Origin of the sequence: Epibacterium sp. Ofav1-8, assembly GCF_022348185.1 — a bacterium.
Taxonomy (GTDB): domain Bacteria; phylum Pseudomonadota; class Alphaproteobacteria; order Rhodobacterales; family Rhodobacteraceae; genus Epibacterium.
On sequence record NZ_JAKRFD010000002.1, the window covers coordinates 258091 to 270697 of the forward strand.

Annotated in this window: 14 protein-coding genes; 10 read left to right on the top strand and 4 right to left on the bottom strand. The window is 62.6% G+C overall.

Going from position 1 to position 12607, the window contains the following annotated elements:
• The first annotated feature begins 25 nt into the window (after positions 1 to 25).
• The gene (locus MHM97_RS04025; RefSeq protein WP_239319731.1) at positions 26 to 871 is read left to right on the top strand and encodes a flagellin N-terminal helical domain-containing protein; all 846 of its coding nucleotides are present in this window, start codon (positions 26 to 28) and stop codon (positions 869 to 871) included.
• A gap of 290 nt (positions 872 to 1161) precedes the next feature.
• A complete protein-coding gene (locus MHM97_RS04030; RefSeq protein WP_239319733.1) occupies positions 1162 to 2013 on the top strand; it encodes a flagellin N-terminal helical domain-containing protein in 852 nt (283 codons plus the stop codon).
• Positions 2014 to 2149: 136 nt separating this feature from the next.
• On the opposite strand, the gene rplI is transcribed toward MHM97_RS04030, so the two are convergent.
• The 3 genes from rplI to rpsF are packed head-to-tail and all read right to left on the bottom strand — an operon-like array spanning position 2150 to position 3391.
• On the bottom strand, positions 2150 to 2767 hold the full coding sequence (gene rplI, locus MHM97_RS04035) for a 50S ribosomal protein L9 (RefSeq protein ID WP_239319735.1): 618 nt from the start codon (positions 2765 to 2767) through the stop codon (positions 2150 to 2152).
• 13 nt (positions 2768 to 2780) lie between these two features.
• The gene (rpsR, locus tag MHM97_RS04040) at positions 2781 to 3008 is read right to left on the bottom strand and encodes a 30S ribosomal protein S18 (protein WP_005608650.1); all 228 of its coding nucleotides are present in this window, start codon (positions 3006 to 3008) and stop codon (positions 2781 to 2783) included.
• A 29-nt stretch (positions 3009 to 3037) separates the two neighbouring features.
• Positions 3038 to 3391 (bottom strand): 30S ribosomal protein S6, encoded by a 354-nt coding sequence (gene rpsF, locus MHM97_RS04045; protein ID WP_239319737.1) that lies wholly within the window; start codon positions 3389 to 3391, stop codon positions 3038 to 3040.
• 291 nt (positions 3392 to 3682) lie between these two features.
• Between rpsF and MHM97_RS04050 the strand changes: the two genes are divergently transcribed.
• The 3 genes from MHM97_RS04050 to MHM97_RS04060 all read left to right on the top strand — a co-directional run bounded on the left by MHM97_RS04050 (position 3683) and on the right by MHM97_RS04060 (position 6093).
• Entirely contained in the window at positions 3683 to 4216 is a 534-nt protein-coding gene (locus MHM97_RS04050) for a hypothetical protein (protein WP_239319739.1), read from the top strand.
• A 240-nt stretch (positions 4217 to 4456) separates the two neighbouring features.
• A complete protein-coding gene (locus tag MHM97_RS04055; protein WP_239319741.1) occupies positions 4457 to 5035 on the top strand; it encodes a YceI family protein in 579 nt (192 codons plus the stop codon).
• 278 nt (positions 5036 to 5313) lie between these two features.
• Positions 5314 to 6093, top strand: a complete 780-nt coding sequence (locus MHM97_RS04060) for a transporter substrate-binding domain-containing protein (RefSeq protein WP_239319743.1) — start codon at positions 5314 to 5316, stop codon at positions 6091 to 6093.
• Positions 6094 to 6166: 73 nt separating this feature from the next.
• Here MHM97_RS04060 and MHM97_RS04065 read toward each other — a convergent pair whose 3' ends face one another.
• A complete protein-coding gene (locus MHM97_RS04065; RefSeq protein ID WP_239319745.1) occupies positions 6167 to 7408 on the bottom strand; it encodes a cytochrome b/b6 domain-containing protein in 1242 nt (413 codons plus the stop codon).
• Positions 7409 to 7610: 202 nt separating this feature from the next.
• Between MHM97_RS04065 and fabD the strand changes: the two genes are divergently transcribed.
• The 5 genes from fabD (at position 7611) to fabF (ending at position 12607) form a co-directional block, all read left to right on the top strand.
• The gene (gene fabD, locus MHM97_RS04070) at positions 7611 to 8546 is read left to right on the top strand and encodes an ACP S-malonyltransferase (RefSeq protein ID WP_239319747.1); all 936 of its coding nucleotides are present in this window, start codon (positions 7611 to 7613) and stop codon (positions 8544 to 8546) included.
• Positions 8547 to 8566: 20 nt separating this feature from the next.
• Positions 8567 to 9304, top strand: a complete 738-nt coding sequence (gene fabG / locus MHM97_RS04075) for a 3-oxoacyl-[acyl-carrier-protein] reductase (protein ID WP_239319749.1) — start codon at positions 8567 to 8569, stop codon at positions 9302 to 9304.
• Between the two features lie 384 nt (positions 9305 to 9688).
• Positions 9689 to 9922, top strand: coding sequence for an acyl carrier protein (locus MHM97_RS04080; RefSeq protein ID WP_005645147.1), 234 nt, complete (start codon positions 9689 to 9691; stop codon positions 9920 to 9922).
• A gap of 184 nt (positions 9923 to 10106) precedes the next feature.
• Positions 10107 to 10850 carry a HisA/HisF-related TIM barrel protein gene (locus tag MHM97_RS04085; protein ID WP_239319751.1) on the top strand — a complete coding sequence of 248 codons (744 nt, stop codon included), beginning with the start codon at positions 10107 to 10109 and terminating at the stop codon, positions 10848 to 10850.
• 488 nt (positions 10851 to 11338) lie between these two features.
• The gene (gene fabF, locus MHM97_RS04090; protein ID WP_239319754.1) at positions 11339 to 12607 is read left to right on the top strand and encodes a beta-ketoacyl-ACP synthase II; all 1269 of its coding nucleotides are present in this window, start codon (positions 11339 to 11341) and stop codon (positions 12605 to 12607) included.

The window sequence follows — 12607 nt, forward strand, 5'->3', positions numbered from 1 at the left end:
GTCCTGCCATTGAATAAGGTGCTCTATGTCCAGCATTCTGACCAACAACGGCGCAATGGTTGCGCTGCAAACCCTGAAGTCCGTCAACGACGACCTCAACGAAACCCAGACCAGCATCTCCACCGGTAAAGAGGTGGGCACTGCCAAGGATAACTCCGCAGTCTGGGCGATCTCCAAGACCATGGAATCCGACATCGCCGGTTTCGAAGCGATCGAAGAAGGCCTCGCCGTGGGCGAAGCCACCGTTGCGGTTGCCTCTGCCGGTGCCGAACAGATCGTTGAAAAACTGACCGAGATGAAGGAACTGATCGTCTCCGCTCAGTCCGAGAACGTGGATCACGCCACCATCCAGACTGACATCGACTCCAAGGTTGAGCAGGTCAACGCGATCATCTCTGCGGCCCAGTTCAACGGTGCAAACCTGCTGGCTTCCGATATCGATGGCAACACCACCACGCAGATGGGCGTTCTTGCATCGCTTGACCGCGTTGGCGCTGGCGGCGCCGTGTCTGCCGTGGAAATCACCATCGACACCGTCGACTTTGAATCCAGCCTCGACCTGGCCTCCATGACCCAGATCACCGATTCCGCTTCCGCGGCCTCCGCTCTGGGTGAGATCGAAACCTATCTGCAAACCGCCATCACCGGCGCTGCGGCTCTGGGTGCGGATGCGGCCCGTCTGGAAGACCAGTCCGAGTTCGTGGGCAACCTGGTCGACTCCATGACCCAGGGTGTGTCGACCATGACCGACACCAACATGGAAGAGGCGTCCGCCCGATTGTCGGCCCTGCAGACGCAGCAAGACCTGGCCACGCAATCGCTGACGATCGCGAATGAAGCGCCAAGTTCGCTCTTGCAGCTGTTCCGATAAGTCTCGCTGAGACACGGCAAAACAGCCGCCGGTCCCCCAGGGGGCCGGCGGTTTTTCGTGTGATCGCGATGCCTCGGGCGATCATCGTAAAGATCCTGCAAACAGCGGTCTTTGGCGTTAACTCCGCAGTAAGGCTTTGAGCGTATAGTTAACGCGCATCGCGGCAGGCAGCTGTGCGGATGGCGCCGCACCCGGCAACGGGCGGCAGTGTCGGAATGGGCACGGAGCGATCCCTGAAGCGGGGTCTACACCTGCGGGACCAAAACTGTCCCATGCGATGGAACCCCATCATGTCCAGTATCCTGACGAATTCCGGGGCGATGATTGCCCTGCGCACCCTGAAAAACATCAATGGCGATCTGACCGATGTGCAGACCTCCATTTCCACCGGCAAGCGGATCGGATCGGCGAAGGACAATGCCGCCGTCTGGGCCATTGCCAAGACGATGGAATCCGATATTGCCGGTTTCCGCTCGATCGAGGAGGGGCTCGCACTGGGCGAGGCCACCGTGGCCGTTGCCTCTGCCGGAGCCGAGCAAATCGTTGAAAAACTCACCGAGATCAAGGAACTGATCGTCTCTGCCCAGTCGGAGAACGTGGATCACGACACCATTCAGACCGACATCGCCTCCAAGGTGGAGCAGGTCGAAGCGATCATTTCCGCAGCCCAGTTCAATGGCGCCAACCTGCTGGCGGCGGATCTGGACGGTAGCGGCGGCACCCAGCTGGGGGTGCTGGCCTCGCTCAACCGGGTGGGGCCGGGCGGCGCGGTGACGGCTCAGGAAATCACCATCGACTCGGTGAATTTCACCTCCAACCTCGATCTCGCCAGCAGCCTGACCACGATCACCGACACCGCCTCTGCCGCCTCGGCGCTGAGCGAAATCGAAAGCTTCCTGCAGACTGCGATCAACGGCGCCGCCGCGCTCGGGTCCTCTGCCGCGCGGCTGGAGGATCAGTCCGAATTTGTCGGCCGTCTGGTGGATTCGATGGTGCAGGGCGTCTCTGCCATGACCGATACCGATATGGAGGAAGCCTCTGCCCGACTGGCCGCGTTGCAGACCCAGCAGGAACTGGCGATCCAGGCGCTCACCATTGCCAATCAGGCGCCTCGCCTGTTGTTGCAGCTGTTCCGGCAATAGAGAGGGATCCGCGCCGGTCTGATCCTGCGCAGCACATGGACCCTGACAAGAAGCAGCACATGGACCCCGACAAGAAAAGGGCCGCCCGATGATCCGGGCGGCCCTCCATTTAGGTCACAACATCCGATCGCGGGGATCAGGCGTTGGTTTCGTCCTCCGCGGCCGGAGCCGGTGCATCGCCTTCGTCGTCGTCGGAAGCGGCGCTGCCGATGTCGTCGAAGAGTTCGGAGATTTCGAACTCTGCTGCGGCTTCTTCTTCAGCGGCCAGTTCCTGGATCGACTTGCCGGAGGCCTGCAGTTCCGCTTCCTCGGGGGAGCGCGCAACGTTCAGCTCGACGGTCACCATGACCTCGGGGTGCAGGTGCACTTCTGCGATGTGCAGGCCCAGGGTCTTGATCGGCTCACGGATGATGACCTGCTTGCGGTCCACCGAGAAGCCTTCTTCGGTTGCAACATCAGCCGCGTCACGGGTGGTGACGGAGCCATAGAGGTTGCCACCATCGGAGGCCTGACGAATCACGACGAACTGCTGGCCGTCGAGTTTCTCGCCGAGGGCTTCTGCTTCTTTCTTGGTCTCCAGGTTGCGCGCTTCGAGCTGCGCTTTCTGGGCTTCAAAAGCTGCGATGTTGGCGTCAGACGCGGTCTGCGCCTTGCCCTGCGGCAGCAGGTAGTTGCGGGCAAAGCCGGGCTTTACGTCAACGACGTCGCCCATCTGGCCGAGCTTCGCAACACGTTCAAGAAGGATAACTTGCATGGATCAGGTCTCCTTACTTCACGGCGTAGGGCAGCAGGGCGAGGAAGCGGGCGCGCTTGATAGCACGGGCCAGTTCACGCTGCTTCTTTGCCGAAACGGCGGTGATACGGGAGGGCACGATCTTGCCACGCTCAGAGATGTAGCGTTGCAGCAGACGAGTGTCCTTGTAATCGATCTTGGGCGCGTTCTCACCAGAGAACGGGCACACTTTCCGGCGGCGGAAAAATGGTTTGGCTGCCATGGTTTAGCGTCCTTTTCTCAAGCGTTAGATCAGCGGCGCTCGCGACGGTTGTCGCGTTCGTCACGTTTCTGCATCTGGACCGAGGGGCCTTCGGCGTGCTCGTCGACCTTGATGGTCAGAACGCGCATCACGTCGTCATGCAGGCGCATCAGGCGTTCCATTTCCTGAACAGCCGCTGCCGGAGCATCGGAGCGCAGGAAGGCATAGTGGCCCTTGCGGTTTTTGTTGATCTTGTAGGCCATCGTCTTGACGCCCCAGTACTCGTTGTCGACCAGCTTGCCGCCGTTGTCGGACAGAACAGCACCGAAGTGTTCGATGAGGCCTTCAGCTTGCGAGTTGGACAGGTCCTGACGCGCAATCATGACATGCTCATAGAGTGGCATGCGAACTCCTGTTTGTGTCTGGGCGCATTTCATAGGCAGGGCATAATCGCCTTCCGCTGCCCCACCACGAGAGTCTGCGCGGATCCAAAGATACGGAAGGAGGCTTCCCCTTAGACGTCTTTGTTCCCAAGCGCAAGCAGCCTGTTGCAACGGCGCGGCCGCATGGGCCGGGGGCGGGCGCGAGAATTCCCCAAGCCTGCCACACTGCCGCCCCAATCCGACGCGAGAAATTGGTTAACAGAGTGTTAACGGTGGGTCTCGCACCTGCCGGAGCTGGAAAGGATAACCGCCATGACCGCGATTGACCAGAATGTGCTCGACTTCAGCCGCGTAGCGCCCTTGGACCATGTCCCCGGCGTGCAGGCGACCGCGCCGACACAGGTCAATATCCGGCCCGGCGGGTCCGTATCTGCCATGGTGCTGCGCCTGCTCGGCGGCTGCATGGTGTTGGCCTCCACCGGTCTCTGGCTGGTGCCCGAGGCCGGTGCGGACCCGCAGATGGCGCTGATCCGGGTCGGGATTTCGGTGTTCCTGCTGTTCTTCGGCCTGTGCCTCTTGCTGCTGCGCGAACAGACGCCGCAGCCGGAGTTCCAGTTCGACGCTCAGCGCGGCGAGATGCGGATCGAGGAGACCCGCGCCGATGGCCGGGCGCGGGTGCTGGTGCGGCGCAGCTACGACAGTCTTGGCGCGGCGCGGTTCACCAGCAAGAGCGTGCAGCTGCTGGAGGCCGACGGCACCCTGTTGATCGAACTGCCGCTGGAAGGGCGCGGCACACGCAAGCTGTTGTTGACGCAGCTGCGGCCGCATCTGCGGGTGATCGGATAAGCCCGGTTCCCCCCCGCCGCTGCCGTTTTGCGGCCCCACATTCTCTGACATTCGCGTGAGCCGCCCGCTTTCCCACAGGAAATTGCGGGCGATGTCATATAGATCTGCGGCGACTGCGAATAAATCCGCAGGGTCGGGTGTTCATTTTCCAACACCCGATGTTGGGTTTTGCGGACTAGCTGACGCCACCCGCATGGCCGACATTACGACCATCAAACCATGACACTGGAGCCCAGACCCATGAAAAAGATCCTGCTTGCCGCTGCATTGATCGGCACCACCGCCGCCACCTCCGCCTTTGCCGCGCCGGAAAAATACACGCTTGATGCAAGCCACAGCCAGATCCTGTTCAGCTACAACCACCTTGGCTATTCCACCACCTACGGCCTGTTTTCCGGTTTCGAGGGCGACATCATGTTCGACCAGGAAGATCCCGCGAATTCGTCGGTTTCCGTGTCGATGCCGGTGAAATCCATGCTGACCGGCTGGGAAGCCCGCTTCAACCACTTCATGTCCGATGATTTCTTCGGCGCCACCGATGACGAGATGGTGACCTTCACCTCCACCGGCATCGAAGTGACCGGCGAAGACACCGCCAAGATCACCGGCGACCTGACCCTGAACGGGGTGACCAAATCGGTGGTGCTGGATGCCAAGCTGAACCAGGCGGGCGAGCACCCGATGGCGAAAAAGCCCTGGGCCGGTTTCGACGCCACCACCACCCTGGTGCGCTCCGAATATGAGCTGGGCCAGTTCGCGCCCTTCGTCAGCGACGAGGTCGAAGTGAAGATCTCCGTCGAGGCGATGAAAGCGGAATAATCCCGCCCATCGTTGTGATGCTTTTGACCACCGGTCCTGATCTCAGGGCCGGTGGTTTTCTTTGTGCCCGGGCGCTGCGGATCGCGCGGACAGTGGGGGGATCGCGCCGGTCGTCCGCCGTAGTATCGGACGGGCGCCGGGGAACTGCAGCAACTTGATACAAATGCCCTGCGTATCGCGCATAGTTGAGGCGCGTGCGTTAAGTGATCGTTAGCCGCCGTTGGACAAGGCTCTGGGGCAGTCATTCGACCGTAGCCATCGACTCAGGAGTCTGCCCCATGTTCAATGCCCGCCCCATCCTTGCTGCCCTGACGCTTGCCGTGACCCAGATCCCGGCCTTTGCCCATGCCGAGGACCTGACCATTCTGGCCGGGGACCTGCCGCCGATGTTCAATGCGGATGGCACCGGGCGCGAGGCCGAGGTGATCACCACCGTGATGGAGCGCTGCGGTCACAGCGTCACCTTCGAGATCCAGCCCTTTACCCGGCACTGGAAAACCTATGCCAACGGCAAGGGCGACGGGGTCGCCACCGTTCCTCTTGGTATGCCGCTCGACGGGGTCCAGTCCGACGCCTACATCCAGTATCAGAACGGCGTGTCCTCGCTGTCGGAGGCGGGCGCGGGCTATGCGGATCTTTCGGCGCTGTCGGGCCAGTCGGTGATTGCCTTTATGGGCGCGTCGGAGATCATCCCGGGGCTGAAGGACGCGGTGCCGAGCTTCAAGAGCTACAAGGAAATCGCCGATCAGATCGGCCAGAGCCGGATGATCTTTGGTCATCGCGTGGATGCGGTGATCGGCGACGGCATGATCTTTGCCGAATACAACCGGCAACTGCGCGAACAGGCGGACCTGATGTTCGATCCAAATCAGGACGTGACCTTTCAGGCGATCTTTGCGCCGTCCGACTACGGCATGAACTTCCGCACCGAAGCGCTGACGGAGGATTTCAACCGCTGCTATGGCGAGGCCAAGGCCGACGGCACGCTCGATGCGATCAACCAGAAATGGGCCGAACGCTATCGCGACACCCTCGGCACCCAGTATCTGGGCTACTGATACCGCGCATCAATACTGAGTTCACCGCCGCACCCGATCCGGGGCGGCGGTGTTTCCGTGTTTGCGGGCCGGGTCAGTCAGCGCGCGTCGCCGTCAGATCGACCGTGATCTCCACGCCAAAGCCCAGCGTTGCCTCATCCTGCGTGCCGGTTCCGATGTTGAAATCCAGCCGGTTCACCTCCGTGCGCCCGGACATGGTGGCCGTGTCGCCCTCCAGCGTGAGGGTGAAGGGCAGGGTGGTGGGCACCGACTGGTCGCGGATGGTCAGCGTGCCCTGGGCCTCATACTGTTCACCCTCAATCTGGACGATCTCGGCGGTAAAGGTTGCGGTGGGATAGGTGTCCGCGTCGAAGTAATCCGCCCCCATCGCCTGATCGGTCACCGACCCCAGTGTCAGCGAGGGGATCGTGATCGTGACCTCCACATCGCCGGCCGGGCCGGGGGTGGCGGGCTCCTCAAAATTGATATTGGCGTTCCAGTCCGCAAACGTGCCGCTGACGGTGCTGCCCATCTGCACGACCTCGATCCCGAGGCTGCCGTCCTGAACCGCCCAGCCCGAACCCTCTGCCGTCTGGCGCGCGGTCTCCGCCCCCGACGCCCCAGTGGTCGAGACCGGGTGAGACTGCAGGAACAGCGCGGTGCTGCCGCCGATGACCCCGATCCAGACCAGCAGCGCGGTCAGGAACGGCAGCGCGGAATGCGACTGCGCCGGCGGTTCCGGCAGCGCACGGGTGCCGGGTGCCATCCGCAGCAGGGTGCTGTCCTTGTCGATCACATGGTGCTTCAACGCCCCACCCACATGCGCCAGCAGCGTCGCCCCGAGCAGCAGCATGGTGTAATAATGCACGGTTGCCGAAAGCTCCGAGACCAGCTCTGATTTCGGCACCAGCGGCAGGTTCTGCCCGAACGGCCACCAGATCGGCGCAAACCCGTCGGTGGCGGCGTGGTGGATCCAGCCCGACAGCGGCACGATCACCATGGCACCATAGAGCACCCAATGTGCGGTCTCCGCGGCCCATGTCTCCAGCTTGCGATCCGGGTGCAGCAGGCCCGGCTTTTCCTGCGTCAGCGCCCAGAGAATGCGCAGCAGCGCGGTAAAGAACACCGCAACCCCGACGGTCTTGTGCAGCGAAAACAGCAATGTGGCGCGCGCGATCGTGGCCTGCGCGCCGTCGAACTCCGGGCTCTGGATCTGATGGGCCAGCTCATTGGCGAAATAGCCCAGCGGAAAGGCCGAGAGGATCAGCAGGGCGGTCAACCAGTGAAAACTCTTGGTGATCGCGCCGTAGCTGTTGGACGTATTGCTGCGGGACATGGGACTTGGGTCCTTGTTTTGGGATCAGGTGTTGGCTCAAAGGTAACAACACCGCAGGCGGGTTCAATATTCACCAACCTTCACGGATGCACATCACCCCTGCGTGCGCGCGAATGACGGATTTCGCGGCACCGAATGCTTGTACGCAACGTCAGCCCCGTCTAAACCACCGGGAACGACAGTTTCATGAATGAGGACAGCCATGTCGATCGCATTCGTTTTCCCGGGCCAAGGCGCCCAAACCATCGGAATGGGCAAGGCGCTGGCCGAGGCCTACCCGGCGGCACAGGCCGTCTTTGACGAGGTGGACGCAGCCCTCGGCGAAAGCCTGAGCAGCCTGATCTGGGAGGGCGATATCGAGACCCTGACCCTGACGCAGAACGCCCAGCCGGCGCTGATGGCGACCTCTATGGCCGCGATGCGCGCGCTGGAGGCCGAGGGGGTCAGCATCGACAAGGCCGCCTTTGTGGCCGGTCACTCCTTGGGCGAATATTCGGCGCTGGCCGCCTCCGGCGCGCTCAGCCTTGCCGACACCGCGCGCCTGCTGCGCACCCGGGGGCAGGCGATGCAAAGCGCCGTGCCGGTCGGTGTTGGCGCGATGGCCGCGCTCCTGGGTCTGGATTTCGAGACGGTGAAAGCCGTCGCCGCCGAGGCCGCCGCCGAGGGCGAGGTGGTGCAGGCCGCCAATGACAATGATCCCACCCAGGTGGTGGTCTCCGGCCACAAGGCCGCGGTGGAGCGTGCCGCCGAGATCGCCAAGGAGAAAGGCGCCAAACGCGCCGTGATGCTGCCGGTCTCCGCCCCCTTCCACTGCGCCCTGATGCAGCCCGCCGCCGATGTGATGGCCGAGGCACTTGCAGGCGTGGAGATCAAGGCGCCAGCGGTGCCGCTGATCGCCAATGTGCGCGCTGACGCGGTCACCGATCCCGACACCATTCGCCAGCTTCTGGTGGAGCAGGTCACCGGCTCGGTGCGCTGGCGCGAGAGCGTCGAGGCCATGGCCGCCAAGGGCGTCACCGAGTTCTGGGAAATCGGCGCGGGCAAGGCGCTTTCGGGCATGATCCGCAAGATCGACCGCGCCCTGGTCTCCAAACAGGTCGGCACCGACGCCGACGTCAAGGCCGTGAGCGGCGCATAATCCATAAGGAAGAGACAGACATGTTTGATCTGACAGGTAAGAACGCGCTGATCACAGGCGCATCCGGTGGCATCGGTGGCGACATTGCGCGCGCTCTCCACGCAGCGGGGGCGACTGTTGCGCTGTCCGGCACCCGGCCCGACCCGCTGCACGCGCTGGCCGAGGAGCTTGGCGAACGGGCGCATGTGGTAACCTGCAACCTCTCCGACGCCGAGGCGGTCGAGGCGCTGCCCAAGCAAGCCGCCGAAGTCATGGGCTCTGTTGATATCCTGATCAACAACGCCGGCATCACCAAGGACAACCTGTTCATGCGGATGAAGGACGAGGAATGGCAGAGCGTTCTGGACGTCAACCTCACCTCCACCATGCGCCTGTGCCGGGGTGTGCTGCGCGGCATGATGAAGGCGCGCTGGGGCCGGATCGTCAATATCTCCTCCATCGTCGGCGCCACGGGTAACCCCGGTCAGGGCAACTATGCCGCCTCCAAGGCCGGTATGATCGGCATGTCCAAATCGCTGGCCTATGAGGTCGCAAACCGCGGCATCACCGTGAACGCGGTTGCGCCCGGGTTCATTGCCACTGCGATGACCGACAAGCTCAACGACACTCAGAAAGACGCGATCCTCACGCAGATCCCGGCGGGCCGTATGGGGGATTCGAAAGAAATCGCCGCCGCCGTGCTCTATCTGGCATCTGACGAGGCCGCCTATGTGACCGGCACCACGCTGCATGTGAACGGCGGCATGGCAATGCTCTGATCGCCACAAGTAAAGATCGGGAACAGGCCGCGCCGGAAACGGTGCGGTCTTTTTTCATGTTTTCAATCCCTTGGCTGACGTCGGGGCAGGGGGCGCTGCATCGCGGCGACACTCGGGGGTTGTTCGCCCAGCGTGCAGGGGCCAGTGTGATCGCAGGGGGCAACGGCCGCGCCGGCACCGCGCTTTAACGCAACCGAAATGATTTGCGTCGGCTTGTGTCTGTGCTATAGGCCCCCCATCTTTCGTCTTGGCAGGCTGCTCGCCTTGCCAGCACGACCCGTTTCCGGACGGGACCCCACCGCCCGCTTGGGCAACAACCAACCCTCCCGAGTGGGCAAGGGCAGAACCGGGCTCTTGTGGCCCTGAAAAAAACGAGGAATAGACATGAGCGACGTCGCAGATCGCGTGAAAAAGATCGTTGTAGAGCACCTGGGTGTGGAAGAAGACAAGGTGACCGAAAGCGCCTCCTTCATCGACGACCTCGGCGCAGACAGCCTCGACACCGTTGAGCTGGTCATGGCGTTCGAAGAAGAGTTCGGCATCGAGATCCCGGACGACGCAGCCGAGACCATCCAGACCTTCGGCGACGCCGTGAAGTTCATCTCCGAAGCGTCCTGATCGGGCCTTTTCGAGAGACCTCACGATTTCGTGATTAAAGAGGCGGCGCTTTCCTGCGGAAAAGCGCCGCTTTTTGTTTGCTGGTGCAGAATTTGACGTTCGTCTCACGCAGACAAGCGATCACAAACGCGCCGCATCATGCTATGCTCATAATCATTATGAGAACAATCGGAGACGACGGAGCATGATGATTTATCCCACAATGGAACTGCTGGATGGCCGCTGCGTGACCCTGGACAAGGGGAACCTCGACGCGCCGATGATCTGGCATGTTGATCCGGTCGAAACGGCAAAGGGATTTGCCGAGGCCGGGGCCGAGTGGATGCATCTGACCGATTTCAATGCGCTGCAAGGCGACACCAGTAATGACGAGCTGGTGGCGGAAATCATCCGCACGGCGGGTGTTCCGGTCCAGCTGGGCGGCGGTATCCGCTCGCGCGAGCGGGCGGAGTACTGGATCGAGAAGGGCGCCGGTCGTGTCGTCATCGGCACCATGGCCGCCTATGATCCCGCTGCGGTTGCGGAGCTGGCCAAATACCACCCTGACCAGGTCGTGCTAGCGCTGGACGTCTGGCAGGGGCAGGTGATGACCGAAGGCTGGCGCAAATCCGGCGCCTGGACGCCCGAAGCCTTTGTCGATGCCTTCGAGAATGTGCCCTTTGCCGGGATCCTGGTCACCGACATCGACAGCGACATGAGCGATCTGGACGCCCAGCTGGGTCTGATCTCCAGCCTTGCCGCGAAGGCCAAATCGCCGGTCATCGCCAGCGGCGTGGTGCGCACAGCGGATGATATCGCGCGGCTCAAGTATGTGCAGAACATCGCCGGCGCGCTGGTGGGCCGGGCCTTGTTCAACAAGACCGTCTCGCTCGAAGAGGCGCTGGCCACCGCACAGCCCGAAGCCGAACCGGTGGCGGAGTTCCTCTGATCCCCGGGCTGATCGGGCTGACAAGGTTGATCAGGCGCTGAGGACGCCGGCGGGTCTGGCGTAACGGCGAATGTTTGGGGGCGGAGGCGCGACAGGCATCCGGCCCCTCTCTCAACCAGCGCGGCCCGATGCACGTGTCGGGGTGGCACTTCTGGTGGCGCTCTTGTCTGTGGTAAGGCGGACGACCACACGCCCAAAGCCCACCGACCAGACAGCCCCATCCCAAACAAAACACAGGCCGCAGGCGATTTTTCACCTACGGCCTGTTTTGATGAAAGAGCCTCATGTGGGGGAACCCTGGTTCTTTGCTTCGTCCAAGGACCACTGTCCGACATCAAGCTTACCAAAGCCTTACACCCTGTGGAAAACTCGCCGAGATTTTACGCAAATCTGCCCGAAAGGCGCGGCGGGCTTCCCGCTCTTGCACATTTTGGCCATTCCAAGGTAATTGGATGGACGAATTGCTGAAGCGCTAAGGAGAGCAAGGAATGCGTCGAGTAGTTGTTACCGGACTGGGCCTGGTGACCCCCCTGGCATCCGGGGTCGAGGAAACCTGGGCGCGGCTCCTGGACGGGCAGTCCGGCGCCGGTCCGATCACCCTCTTTGATGCAGAGGCCAGCGGTGTCACCACCACCTACGCCTGCGAGGTGCCGCGCGGTGATGGCACCGAGGGCACCTTCAACCCCGATGACTGGGTGGTGAAGAAAGACCAGAAGAAGATCGACGACTTCATCCTCTATGGCATTGCTGCCGCCGAAATGGCGGTCAAGGATGCGGGCTGGACCCCGGAGGACGAGGAAAGCCTCCTGCGCACCGGCGTGATGATCGGCTCCGGCATCGGTGGCCTGTCGTCGATCGCCGACACCGCCGTGATGATCAAGGAAAAAGGCCCGCGTCGCGTGTCGCCCTTCTTTATCCCCGGCGCGCTGATCAACCTGATCTCCGGCCAGGTCTCCATCCGCCACGGCTTCAAAGGGCCGAACCATTCGGTTGTGACCGCCTGTTCCACCGGCGCGCATGCCATTGGCGACGCCTCCCGCCTGATCAAATCCGGCGACGCAGACGTGATGATCGCGGGCGGTGCCGAGGCGGCGATCTGCGAGATCGGCATCGCGGGCTTCAATGCCTGCAAGGCGCTGTCGACCAAATATGCCGATGATCCCACCAAGGCATCGCGCCCCTATGATGCGGACCGTGACGGTTTTGTCATGGGCGAGGGCGCCGGCATCGTGGTGCTGGAGGAATACGAACACGCCAAGGCCCGCGGTGCCAAGATTTACGGCGAGGTTCTGGGCTACGGTCTGTCTGGCGATGCCTACCACATCACCGCCCCCTCCGAGGACGGCGAGGGCGGCGAGCGCTCCATGCGGGCAGCCCTTGCCAATGCGGGGCTGAGCGCGGCGGACATCGACTATATCAACGCGCATGGCACCTCGACGATGGCAGATACCATCGAGCTGGGCGCGGTCGAGCGTCTGCTGGGCGATCACGCGCAGAACGCCACCATGTCCTCGACCAAATCCGCCACCGGCCACCTCCTGGGCGCGGCGGGCGCGATCGAGGCGATCTTCTCCATCCTCGCGATCCGCGATCAGGTGGCGCCGCCGACGATCAACCTCGACACCCCCGCGGTGGAGACCCCGGTCGATCTGGCCCCCAATGCAAAACGCGAACGCGAGATCAATGTGGCGCTGTCGAACTCCTTCGGCTTTGGCGGCACCAATGCCTCGGTGATCTTCGGGAAAGTGAGCGACTGA

Coding starts and splice junctions, on each gene's coding strand:
- MHM97_RS04025 (WP_239319731.1), top strand. CDS start 26: ATGTCCAGCATTCTGACCAACAACGGCGCAATGGTTGCGCTGCAAACC.
- MHM97_RS04030 (WP_239319733.1), top strand. CDS start 1,162: ATGTCCAGTATCCTGACGAATTCCGGGGCGATGATTGCCCTGCGCACC.
- rplI (WP_239319735.1), bottom strand. CDS start 2,767: ATGCAAGTTATCCTTCTTGAACGTGTTGCGAAGCTCGGCCAGATGGGC.
- rpsR (WP_005608650.1), bottom strand. CDS start 3,008: ATGGCAGCCAAACCATTTTTCCGCCGCCGGAAAGTGTGCCCGTTCTCT.
- rpsF (WP_239319737.1), bottom strand. CDS start 3,391: ATGCCACTCTATGAGCATGTCATGATTGCGCGTCAGGACCTGTCCAAC.
- MHM97_RS04050 (WP_239319739.1), top strand. CDS start 3,683: ATGACCGCGATTGACCAGAATGTGCTCGACTTCAGCCGCGTAGCGCCC.
- MHM97_RS04055 (WP_239319741.1), top strand. CDS start 4,457: ATGAAAAAGATCCTGCTTGCCGCTGCATTGATCGGCACCACCGCCGCC.
- MHM97_RS04060 (WP_239319743.1), top strand. CDS start 5,314: ATGTTCAATGCCCGCCCCATCCTTGCTGCCCTGACGCTTGCCGTGACC.
- MHM97_RS04065 (WP_239319745.1), bottom strand. CDS start 7,408: ATGTCCCGCAGCAATACGTCCAACAGCTACGGCGCGATCACCAAGAGT.
- fabD (WP_239319747.1), top strand. CDS start 7,611: ATGTCGATCGCATTCGTTTTCCCGGGCCAAGGCGCCCAAACCATCGGA.
- fabG (WP_239319749.1), top strand. CDS start 8,567: ATGTTTGATCTGACAGGTAAGAACGCGCTGATCACAGGCGCATCCGGT.
- MHM97_RS04080 (WP_005645147.1), top strand. CDS start 9,689: ATGAGCGACGTCGCAGATCGCGTGAAAAAGATCGTTGTAGAGCACCTG.
- MHM97_RS04085 (WP_239319751.1), top strand. CDS start 10,107: ATGATGATTTATCCCACAATGGAACTGCTGGATGGCCGCTGCGTGACC.
- fabF (WP_239319754.1), top strand. CDS start 11,339: ATGCGTCGAGTAGTTGTTACCGGACTGGGCCTGGTGACCCCCCTGGCA.